Annotated in this window: 4 protein-coding genes and 1 pseudogene; 3 read left to right on the top strand and 2 right to left on the bottom strand. The window is 65.2% G+C overall.

The genetic code is table 11. The features are described 5' to 3' along the window. Window positions 1-179: 179 nt before the first annotated feature. A complete protein-coding gene (locus ACWDKQ_RS34070) occupies window positions 180-3,857 on the top strand; it encodes a hypothetical protein (RefSeq protein ID WP_450142879.1) in 3,678 nt (1,225 codons plus the stop codon). On the opposite strand, the gene ACWDKQ_RS34065 is transcribed toward ACWDKQ_RS34070, so the two are convergent. Continuing rightward, complete coding sequence (locus ACWDKQ_RS34065) at window positions 3,844-4,173, bottom strand: hypothetical protein (RefSeq protein ID WP_450142878.1); 330 nt, start codon at window positions 4,171-4,173, stop codon at window positions 3,844-3,846. The two genes, ACWDKQ_RS34070 and ACWDKQ_RS34065, sit on opposite strands and share 14 nt — an antisense overlap. Before the next feature lie 60 nt (window positions 4,174-4,233). Here ACWDKQ_RS34065 and ACWDKQ_RS34060 point away from each other — a divergent pair. Then, window positions 4,234-4,593: pseudogene (locus tag ACWDKQ_RS34060) on the top strand (IS701 family transposase); the annotation flags it as partial. 214 nt (window positions 4,594-4,807) lie between these two features. On the opposite strand, the gene ACWDKQ_RS34055 reads toward ACWDKQ_RS34060, so the two are convergent. Beyond that, a complete protein-coding gene (locus ACWDKQ_RS34055) occupies window positions 4,808-5,425 on the bottom strand; it encodes a response regulator transcription factor (RefSeq protein ID WP_450142880.1) in 618 nt (205 codons plus the stop codon). Between the two features lie 672 nt (window positions 5,426-6,097). On the opposite strand from ACWDKQ_RS34055, the gene ACWDKQ_RS34050 reads away from it, so the two are divergent. Then, window positions 6,098-6,775 (top strand): alcohol dehydrogenase catalytic domain-containing protein, encoded by a 678-nt coding sequence (locus ACWDKQ_RS34050; RefSeq protein ID WP_450142877.1) that lies wholly within the window; start codon window positions 6,098-6,100, stop codon window positions 6,773-6,775. Window positions 6,776-7,686 lie beyond the last annotated feature (911 nt).

The following is a 7,686-nucleotide window of genomic DNA, read 5'->3' as shown; positions in this document are numbered from 1 at the left end:
TCCCGCACTCGGTGCAGGGAACACTCTCGGCCCCGGTGATCAGGTGGACAGGCACACCAGGACCAAGCCACACCGCCACACCTGAGGAAAAAAAGGCAAAGCATGCAGCAGCGCAGCGGGAGAGGCGCGCTCGCAAGAAGGAGAAGCGGGAGCAGGCGGAAGCACGGTTGGGGGAGTTGATGGGTCGGCAGGCGGAGTTGGCGGCGTTGGCGGCGTTGCAGGAGCTGGATGCCGACTTGCGGGCGGAGTTGGCGGCGTTGCCCGGGCGTATCGAGGCGGCGCAGGCCGAGCTGGACACGATAGTGGACAGGAATGCAAAGAAGATAGCGGCGCAGCGGGCGAGGCGGGCTCGCAAGAAGGAAAAGCGGGCTGAGCTGGCTGCCGATGGGCGGGCGCGGTTGGGAGAGCTTGTGGCTCGGCAGGCGGAGTTGGGAGAGGAGCTGAGGCAGGCCGAGTCTCGGGACGCGCAGTGGCCGGAGTGGCCGGGGGTGGTGGCGGGTTTGCACGAGTGGGATGAGGCCCGGCTGGCAGAGGAGTTGGCGGCGTTGCGGGGGCGTATTGCGGATGTGCGGGCGGAGTTGGCGGAGTTGCCGGGGCGCATCGAGGCGACGCAGGCCGAGCTGGACACGATAGCGAACAACGAGGCGGACAGGAAAGCAAAGAAGGCAGCAGTAGAGAGGGTGCGGCTGGCTCGCAAGAAGGAGGAGCGGGCTGAACTGGCTGCGGATGGGCGGGCGCGGTTGGGAGAGCTTGTGGCTCGGCAGGCGGAGTTGGGAGAGGAGCTGAGGCAGGCCGAGTCTCGGGAGGCGCAGTGGCCGGAGTGGCCGGGGGTGGTGGCGGGTTTGCACGAGTGGGATGAGGCCCGGCTGGCAGAGGAGTTGGCGGCGTTGCGGGGGCGTATTGCGGATGTGCGGGCGGAGTTGGCGGAGTTGCCCGGGCGTATCGAGGCGACGCGGGCGGAGCTGGACACGATAGCGGACAACGAGGTGGACAGGAAAGCAAAGAAGGCAGCAGTGCAGAGGAAGTGGCAGGCTCGTGAGAGGGAGAAGTGGGCGGAGGCGGAAGCGCGGTTGGGGGAGCTTGAAGCTCGGCAGGCGTGGTTGGCGGCGTTGCCGGTGCTGGATGCGGATCGGTGGGCGGAGTTGGCGGAGTTGCCGGGGCGTATCGAGGCGGCGCAGGCCGAGCTGGACGCGATAGCGGACAGGAAAGCAAAGAAGACAGCAGCGCAGAGGAAGTGGCGGGCTCGCAAGAAGGAGGGGTGGGTTGTGGAGGGGCAGGTTTCCTCTGGTGGGGAAGGGTCTTCGTTTGCTGGTGGGTCTCCTGCTGTGGTGAGTGTGCCGGGGGATGCGCCGGGTGGGGTTGTTCGGCCGGGTGTGATTGTGGAGTTGGCGGGGTTGGTCGGGCTTATGGAGGGGCATTTGGCGGTGTTGCCGGCGGATTTTCGTCCGGAGGTGCGTGCCGAGGTCGCGGAGGCGAGGAAGTGGACGCAGCTGAAAGGCTGGACCCCCCAGCAGCTGCAGCGGATCGCGTCGAGGCTGCCGGGGATGGGGGCGGCCGAGCAGTATTTGCGGAATGTTCGGCTACTAGAGGAGATTCCGGCGGGAATCATGGTGGCACCACCGGATGCGGGTGAGGACCTTCGGGCCGTAGCGCGTGATGTGCCGGTGGCGCGGGCGGAGCCGTTGCTGTTCGGGGGGTTTGCTGATCCGGGAGAGGTGATTGACCGGGCCCGGGGACTGGTGCCTGACCTGCCGCATATCCAGGTCGTGGGTGTGCATGTGGTGCCGGGTGGGTGGGCGGTGTTGCCGGATGGCCGGCTGGCGGCGCCTGAGGAATTCGCTGAGGTGGTGCGGGGGGATGAGCGTTTCCGGCCGGGGCTGGTAGTTGCGTTGTTGGGGTGTGCAGCGCATCGCGGGTGGGTGCCGGGTGAGTTGACGTTCGGGCAGCGGTTCGCGCGTGCGTTGGGTGCATGGTTGTGGGTGGCGGATACCGATGTGTTTCAGACCGAGGATGGGGGTGTTCATGCCACGGAGGTGTCGGTGACCGGTGATGGCCGGTTGTGGCCGGCGTTCGTTGGTGGGCTGGGCACCGGGCATTGGTCGTTGCTGGACGATCAGGGGCAGCTGCTGCGGCGGTCGGGTCCGGAATTGCGTGCCGCGATTGCCGATTCCGCGGTCCCCTCCGGTGAGGGTGTGGTCGAGCACGGTTGGCAGGCAGGAGCGGAGATCGAAGGCCCGGCCATCCCGCACTCGGTGCAGGGAACACACCCGGCCCCGGTGATCAGGTGGACAGGCACACCAGGACCAAGCCACACCGCCACACCTGAGGAAAAAAAGGCAAGGAAGGCAGCAGCAGAGAGGGAGAGGCGCGCTCGCAAGAAGAAGGAGCGGGCTGAGCTGGCTGCCGAAAGGCAGGCCCAGCTGGGTAAGCTCGTGGCTCGGCAGGCGGCATTGGCGGCGTTGCCGGAGCTGGATGCCGACTTGCGGGCGGAGTGGGCGGAGTTGGCGGGGCGTATCAAGGAGGTGCAGGCGGAGCTGGCCAGGATAGCGAACGACGAGGCGGAAAAGAAGACAAAGGAGGCAACAGCGGTGAGGGAGAGGTGGGCTCGCGAGAAGGAGGAGCGGGCGCGGGCGGATGCGCGGTTGGGGGAGCTTGAAGCTCGGCAGGCGGAGTTGGCGGAGTTGGCGGAGTTGGCGGCGTTGCAGGAGCTGGATGCCGATTTGCGGGCGGAGTTGGCGGGGTTGCCGAGGCGTATCGCGGAGGCGCAGGCCAAGCTGGACACGATGGCGGACAGGAAGGCAAGGAATGCAGCAGCGGCGAGGAAGTTGAGGGCCCGTGCGCTGCTGGGGAAGCTTTTGGCTCGGCAGGCGGAGTTGGCGGCGTTGCCGGTGCTGGATGCGGATTTGCGGGCGGAGTGGGTGGCGTTGCCGGGGCGTATCGCGGCGGCGCGGGCGGAGGCGGGCACGAAAGCGAACGACGAAGCGGAAAAGAAGGCAAAGGAGGCAGCAGTACAGCGGGAGAGGCGGGCTCGTGAGAAGGAGGACGGGGCGCAGGCGGAAGCACGGTTGGGGGAGCTTGTGGCTCGGCAGGCGGAGTTGGCGGCGTTGCCGGAGCTGAATGCCGGCTTGCGGGCGGAGTTGGCGGGGTTGCGACGGCGTATCGCGGAGGCGCAGGCCAAGCTGGACACGATGGCGGACAGGAAGGCAAGGAATGCAGCAGCGGCGAGGAAGTTGAGGGCCCGTGCGCGGCTGGGGAAGCTTGTGGCTCGGCAGGAGGAGTTGACGGCGTCGCCGGAGATGGATGCCGGCTTGCGGGCGGAGTTGACGGGGTTGCGACGGCGTATCGCGGAGGCGCAGGCGGAGCTGGACACGATGGCGAACGCCGAGGCGGACACGAAAGCAAAGCAGGCAGCAGCGCAGAGGGAGAGGTGGGCTTGCGAGAAGGAGAAGCGGGCGTTGGTGAATGCGCAGCTGGGGGAGCTCATGGCTCGGCGGGAGAGGTTTGGAGAGGAGCTGAGGCAGGCTGAGTCTCGGGAGGCGGAGTGGGCGGAGTGGCCGGAGTTGGTGGCGGGTTTGCGCGAGTGGGATGAGGCTCGGCTGGCAGCGGAGTTGGCGGCGTTGCGGGGGCGTATTGAGGATTTGCGGGCGGAGTTGGTGGAGTTGGCGGGGCGTATCGAGGCGGCGCAGGCCGAGCTGGACACGATAGCGAACGACGAAGCGGAAAAGAATGCAAAGCAGGCAGCAGCGGTTAGAGAGAGGCCGACTGCGGAATTGTCTGGTGGGGGAGGGTCTTCGTTTGCTGGTGAGTCTGCTGTCGTGAGCTTGCCTGCGTCGGCCGAGGTTGTTATTGATTCATAAAGCAGATATGTGATTGTTGGGCGGAGTAGCGGACCTCGGGCTTGTCGAAGTAGGAGCGGATCCGGTCGGGTAGCTTCTGCAGCCGGTGGAGGAAGGAACGGACTGTGTGTTCCAAATCGGCGGGGTTTTCGGTGCTGCGTTGGTGGACACGGCGCGTTTGAGGTCGGCGCCCGAGGATTTCGTCGGGGTTGAGCTCGGGGCTGTACCCGGGCAGGACGTGCATCTCGATCGCCTGGTGGACGTCGTGTCCGTCGACGATCAGATGGACCTTACGGCCCAGATGGCCGACCAGACGGTCCAGAAACGGGATGACCACAGCGTCGGACGCCCGTTCTTGGGTGCTTATGGGGCACCTCGCTGCTCGGCCCACCCATCCGAATCCGCCAAAGACCACTTCGAACTCGACCACTCACAAGTCCGGCTCTACACCGCGCTGGCGCGGCATATCGTGCTCACCATGGCCGCCCTCGCGGTCTGCGCCGTCACCGCAGCCCAAGCCAAAACCCGCGCACCCGCACCGACCCTACCCGCCACACCCGACGACCAGCCCCCTGAAGATCCCGGCCTAATCGCACTCACCGTCGCCGAGATCAAACGACTCTTCGCCCTGGTCACCCGCCGATTCCAACCCGAAACTCACAAGCTGCACTGGATCTGGTGGCGATGCCGCCACCAAGCCCGAGCCCGATGGTTCCACCACCGCGCCCGACTCCGCCGACAGATCACAACAACATGACCCGATCAAAGTGCGGCTGCCCTACTAGACATCGAGCGTTATTCACGCAGCTACCACCCGAGTCGATAAAATTCGAGCGCCGGTGACAATTCGGATGATGTTGGGAAGTTCCGTGAGGCGGCCTCGATATCCGGTGGCGAATGGTGTTGAGACGCTTATTTGGGAGCTTCCGCCACGAGACCGAAAGCGGCCGTTACCCTTATCCGAATACCCATCAGATCGCTCCGGCTCTCATCGCAAAAGCCACCGCGTGCGGCCGGTTGCGCAGGTTGAGGCGACTGGTCACACCGTAGATGACGTTCTTGACCGTCCGCTCCGAATAGCACAACTTCTGCGCGATCTCCGCGGTGTCCAGCCCGCCGGCCATCAAGCGCAGAACGTCGGCTTCGCGGTTGGTCAGCCCGGAAGCGTTCAAACCCTTCGGCGTCAGCACTTCGCGCTGCAGGTGGTCGACCTGCTTCAGTAACTCGCCCAGCAGGTCGGGCGGCATAATAGCGCCGCCTCTGGCCGCGGCGATCACGCTGTTGATCAGTCTCGTCCCGGTCGCAGCAGTTCGCGGCAACACCGCCACCACGCGGGCTTCGACCACCCTGAGCACATCGGACGGGTCGAGTTCATTGGTCACCAGCACACGAGGAACCGGCACCTGTTGCGCCGACTGTCGCAAATCAGCCAACACCTTCGTGCTGACGGGATCCGCAGCCAATACGATCACGTCGGCTTCAGCTGGGCTCGGCACAAGGAACAACTCCGACCGCGACTTCAGATAACTTGTCAGGCCGGCCATGGTGATCGGGTCTGCTGCCTGCACAGCCACTCGCACTTGGTCCATCAGAATCTCCCACACGTTCCGTGACGATGTGGTCTCAGTGTGCGAATGCTGTCTTCACGAATTCTCTACGTCGTCTCCACGCCAGCTATAGAACCGAAGAGCCTGCTCAGGGCTCTTGTGTCGCTAGGGCGCAGCGACTCCACCGAGGCAGCAAAAGGTCAATCCGGACATTATGGAGCAGGGTCGCGTGTTCCTACCCCAAGCTACGGCACCATCGGACATGCTCACGCGCATCCGCGATCTCGGACTCCGGACGCTGCACCGTGTACCCGGCTTCGTCTGGCAGGTCGGTCATCGGCAAGAATTCCCTCTTCGTTTCGGCACCCTCAACCAACCATGCCCGAAACTCGTGCCGACGGTGGCCCCCACAAGCAGAACTGACCTTTCGTGTAACCCTCTTTGCCCCCGTTTCAACCCAAGACCGGCTGCGGTGAGACGCCCGTCACGGCCGCCTTGATGGGCAGGCGGATCTTCGTAACCCGGGATGTGAGGTTCTGAGAGCCCGTCGGCGGACACCGTCCGCGCCTTTGGAAGCGGTGCAGCCGATTCCGCGATACCGCACCACTACCGCAGGCTAGGGGGTTACACGGGCGGCCCACGACGATTGAGGAGAGCATTAGAGCAATCGGTATCGAGCGTTTCGGCGACACACCGGAGCTCAAGGAACTGCCGGTGCCTGAACCTGGCAGTGGTCAAGTGCAAATCGCCATCGATGCGGCGGCGATCAACCCGCTGGACATGGTGCTCGCATCCGGGCACTGGCGGCGCTCGGGGATTCCCGCTCACGCTCGGCATGGACGGAGCTGGCACCGTCACGGGGTCGGTGACGGCGTCACGGAATTCGGCGTGGGGGATCGCGTCTTCGGCCAGTTTTGGAGCCAACCGCTGCAGTCCGGCACGTTCGCTGAGGTCTCGGTCGTGCAAGCGGTGCCCGCGTTCGGCGCACTGGCGACCATCCCCGACGAGTTGCCGAGTCACCTGGCCACCGCGCTGCCGACCTCGGGAATGACTGCGCTCGGCGCGCTCGACCACACGCAGATTTCCGAAGGCGGCACGTTACTCGTCATCGGTGCGACCGGAGGCGTCGGTACCTTCGCGGTGCAGGCCGCCGCAGCCCGCGGGATCCGGGTAATCGCAACGGCCTACGTCGAGCTAATCGAGCAGGTGCGGGCACTCGGCGCTGCAGAGATCGCAGTCCGCGATGTGGAGCCGCTCGACCAGGCGCTGTTGAGTCTCGCACCAGAGGGCGTCGAGCGATCCTCGATGTCGTCGCGACGACTCCACCACGAGCCGAGCGGCACGCGCCGTCAAGGATGGAGGTGCACTGTTCTCGACCGCCTTCGGCCTTGACGAGAAACTGCTTGATGACGAGCGCATCCGTACCGCGAACTACCAGCTCGACCGCAACCTTGAGCGTCTCATCGAGCTAACGAAACACGTCACAGCCGGCACGCTCCGCCCGGTCTTTGGTGCCGAACTCTTCCTCGAAGAGGCGCCATCGGCTCTGATCAACGGCGTGGAGATCTCCGGCCTGCGCGCCGAGACGTTGCTGAGGGTGCGCTGAACCCCGCGTGCTCGCAGATCTCCGCCAGCCCAGCCTTCCGTCCCAAACTGCATGTCGCGATCGAGCCGGCAGCGAGCGAGTCATCGCCATCGGTGCCCAGCAACCGCAACGGTACGACCGTCCACCGGTCCCCGGCATCACCAGGAAACTGGCCGGTCGAAGGTTGATTGCCGACGGCGGCCACTGCGGCAACCCCGACGTGATCACGTCTTACCAGAAATGATTCACGGGCCCAGTGGTCGGCTCCGAGTCTTGGAGTCGGAGCGAGACCGATGCCCCTTTTCTTCTATTGCCGTGGTTAAAGGGGCATGCGTGCCGGGCTTGCGTAGCGGAGTGCCGTGTGTGCTGGCAGTGTTGTTCTGTTGTCGCGTGTGCGACGCCGAATGCGCGCATGACGAGAAGCGGTGAGGGGTATGCTTGGCCAGGAACGTTGGTTTCTGCTGGCGGCCCCGCAGTTGGTTCCTGAGGTCACGGACGAGGTTTCTCGGCTGGATCTGTCACGCTCGCTCAAGACGAATCGCCCAGGTGGGGCCGGAGACCTTTACTGGTGTGGCGGCTGGGCGGGGTGTCGGGCTTTCATGTCAAGCTCGGGAGCGCGGCATGGTTGGACTCGACATCCCACCGCAGGCACGTCTTGCGGAGGCCCTGGTGTTCTGCGATGAACGCCGCGATCAGCGATGTGGCCGGTCGATTTCGG

This window comes from Saccharopolyspora sp. NPDC000995 (assembly GCF_053599315.1).
Note: the sequence above shows the minus strand (reverse complement) of the source record. Positions and strands in the feature narration are given on the sequence as shown.